Origin of the sequence: Myxococcus sp. CA039A, from assembly GCF_013336645.1 — a bacterium.
GTDB lineage: Bacteria > Myxococcota > Myxococcia > Myxococcales > Myxococcaceae > Myxococcus > Myxococcus llanfairpwllgwyngyllgogerychwyrndrobwllllantysiliogogogochensis.
The window spans coordinates 1-3,091 of sequence record NZ_JABUMQ010000579.1 but is presented as its reverse complement, the minus strand read 5'-3'; the positions used below and the strand labels follow the sequence as shown (position 1 = coordinate 3,091).

Here is a 3,091-nt window from a genome sequence, read left to right as displayed (position 1 = left end):
CGGTACAGCCGCTCGCCTTCTCCAAATGGGCTTGGCACGAAGCGCTCCGCTGTCCAGTCGGGACGCCCCACGTATCCCTGCGCCAGCCCCTCTCCTCCCGCGTACAGCTCTCCCGGCACTCCCACCGCCACCGGATTCATTCGCGCGTCCAGCACGTACACCTCTGTGCCTTCCACGGGCTTCCCAATCGGAATGCCTCGCGCTCCTGCCGCGGCCTCTCCCTCCATCCGGTACGCCGTCGTGAAGGTCGTGTTCTCCGTCGGCCCATACCCGTTGATGAGCGTGCCTCCCTGCCGCAGTCGCTCTCGGACTCGCTGCGCCGGCAGCACGTCTCCTCCCGCCAGCACCTGACGCACGCCCTTCAGCGCTTCCGGCTGATACGCCTGCATCTGCTCGAAGAGCGCCGCCGTCAGCCACAACGACGTCACTCCACTCTTCGTCAGCTCGCGGCCCACTTCCTCCAGCGACACTTCCTTCGCCGGGTACACCACCAACTTCGCCCCGTGCAGCAACGCGCCCCATACCTCCAACGTCGACGCGTCGAACGACACGGGCGCCAGTTGCAACCACACTTCATCCGCGCCGAAGCGCGCGTAGCTGGCTCCCAGCACCAGCCTTGCCACTGCCCTCTGCGGCACTCCCACGCCCTTCGGCGTCCCCGTGCTTCCCGACGTGTACATCACATACGCCAGGTTGCCTCCGCTGCCTCGGAGACTCGGGTTGCTTCGCGGCTGGCGCGCAATCGTGGAGCCCTCTCCGTCCACGCTCACCACCACGTCCGCGCTCTCCGCCACTTCCTCCACCTGCGCGTCCGTCCCCACCACCACCGCCACTCCCGCTTCCCTCTTCATCCACCTCAACCGCTCCGCCGGCACTCCTGCCTCCAGCGGCACGTACGCCCCTCCCGCCTTCACCACTCCCAGCACCGACACCAGGCCGCTCACGGTCCACTTCTTCGACGTGGGCCAGGGCGACGCCGCGCTCGTCATCTCCCCCACGGGCAAGACGGTCCTCATCGACGGCGGCCCTCCCGAAGCCCGGGAACGACTCGCCGCCCGCCTGCGCACCCTGGTGACGGGGCCGCTGGACCTGGTCATCCTCACCCACCCGCACCTGGACCACCTGGGCGGACTCACGGACGCGCTGCGCGCCGTCGGCGCCCGGCGCTTCATGGACCCGGGCTTCAACCACCCCAGCGAGGCGTACCGGGATTTGCTCGGCTTCGTCGGCGAGTCGGTGGGCCAGGTGATGAACCCGGAGCCCAATCCCGCCACGCCGGACTCACTGCTCACCATCGGCCTGGGTGAGGGCGTCTCGCTCACCGTGCTATGGCCGCGCGCGCCGAAGGAGCCCTTCCTCGTGGGAACGCGCTCGGACGCCAACTCCAACTCCATCGTCGCCAAGCTGACGTACGGGAGGACGGCCTTCCTGCTCGTCGGCGACGCGGAGCCGGACACCGAGGCCGCCCTGCTCCAGCGCCCCCTGGACCTCACCACCACCGTGCTGAAGGTCGCCCACCATGGCGGACGGCACTCCTCCACGGCCGCGTTCCTCGCCGCGGCGAAGCCCCAGGCCGCCGTCATCTCCTGTGGCGCCAAGAACGACTACGGCCATCCCGCGCGAGAGACGCTGGAGCGGCTCGACGCCGTCGGCGCGCACGTGCTGCGCACGGACCGGGATGGTGAAGTGGTCGCCGCCAGCGACGGCCATACCGTCACGCTGCGGGCAAACGGAGGCACCGGCGCGCTGCTCGTCGTTCCGGGCGGAATCACCCCGGGCCCCATCGCGCTCGGACCCGTCGTGCCTGGCCACTCCCGGCCGGGGCGCGGCACCGTCGAACCGCGAGACGAGGTGAAAGTCCCTTCACCTGGAACCGCACCCGGTGAGCGAGGCTCGACGCCCGCGAACACCGAGGGACAAGGCCCCTACGTGGGGCTCAAGGGCAGCAAGGTGTTCCACCGCGAGACGTGCTCCACGCTGAAGCGTTCCAAGTCTGAACGCACGCTCTTCCTGAACCGCGAAGCCGCCCTGCGCGAGCGTCGCCCCGCCGAGGATTGTCACCCATGAGCCCGCGCCATCTCGCCCTGCTGGGGACCCTGCTGGCCCTGGCGGCCTGCAAGGAATCGCCGGACCCGTCCGCCACGCGTGCCACGGAGGCCAAGCGCTACTTCGGCAACGCCCCCGACGGGAAGCTGCACGTCTACTTCTTCGACGTGGGCCAGGGAGACGCCGCGCTCATCGTCTCCCCCACGGGAAACACCGTGCTGGTGGACTCGGGCCCGGAGAAGGCCGCGGGCCACCTGGTGAACCGCCTCCCGGAGCTGCTCGTCAAGCAGTTGGACCTGGTCATCCTCACCCACCCGCACAACGACCATCACGGAGCGCTGGACCCGGTGCTGCGGCGCGTGGGCGCGCGACAGTTGATGGAGCCGCAATTGCCCTCGGCGCCGCGCGAGTACGACGCCCTGCTCACCTCCATCAGCGGGCGCCGCATCCAGGTCGTCTCGCCCGCGCCGCCGACGTCCACGCCCAATGCCCCCCAGCGCATCAACCTGGGGGACGGCGTGTCGCTGACCATCCTCTGGCCCCGAGCCCCCAGCGAGCCGCTCCTGGAGGCGTCCGAAGCCACGCTGGAGATCAACTCCATCGTCATGCGGCTCTCCTACGGCGAGACGTCGGTGCTCTTCGCCGGTGACGCCCTCGCGCAGACGGAGGAGTACCTGCTCGCGCGAGAGGTCCCCATCCAGTCCACGCTGATCAAGGTGGGGGCTCACGGGCTCGCGGGCGCCACCACCGCGCCCTTCCTCGCCCGCGTGGGCGCCCGCGCCGCGGTCATCTCCGTGGGCGCCGACAATCCATTCAAGGCACCCGCCGCCGCCACGTTGGAGCGCTTGAAGGCCGCGCACGTCCAGGTGTTCCGCACCGACGTGGATGGCGAGGTGCAGGTGGTCAGCGACGGCAAGTCACTGGTCGTCACGCCCGAGCGACTGCCGCAGGGAAGCCCCAGCGACACGCGCTACACGCACCCGGGTCAGGGCCCCACGCCGGAGCCGGACTTCTGGGCGGGCAAGCCCCTGCCCGAGAAGAAGGC

Annotated in this window: 3 protein-coding genes; 2 read left to right on the top strand and 1 reads right to left on the bottom strand. The window is 70.1% G+C overall.

Features of this window, described 5'->3' with window-relative positions:
• The coding region (locus HR086_RS45945) for an AMP-binding protein (RefSeq protein WP_254626754.1) at positions 1-1,016 on the bottom strand (1,016 nt) is incomplete at its 3' end.
• On the opposite strand from HR086_RS45945, the gene HR086_RS45940 reads away from it, so the two are divergent.
• Positions 961-2,067 (top strand): ComEC/Rec2 family competence protein, encoded by a 1,107-nt coding sequence (locus tag HR086_RS45940; RefSeq protein WP_373564450.1) that lies wholly within the window; start codon positions 961-963, stop codon positions 2,065-2,067. The genes HR086_RS45945 and HR086_RS45940 overlap by 56 nt on opposite strands.
• Positions 2,064-3,091: ComEC/Rec2 family competence protein (locus HR086_RS45935; protein WP_174468816.1), on the top strand; the 1,028-nt coding region annotated here is incomplete at its 3' end. The genes HR086_RS45940 and HR086_RS45935, both read left to right, overlap by 4 nt.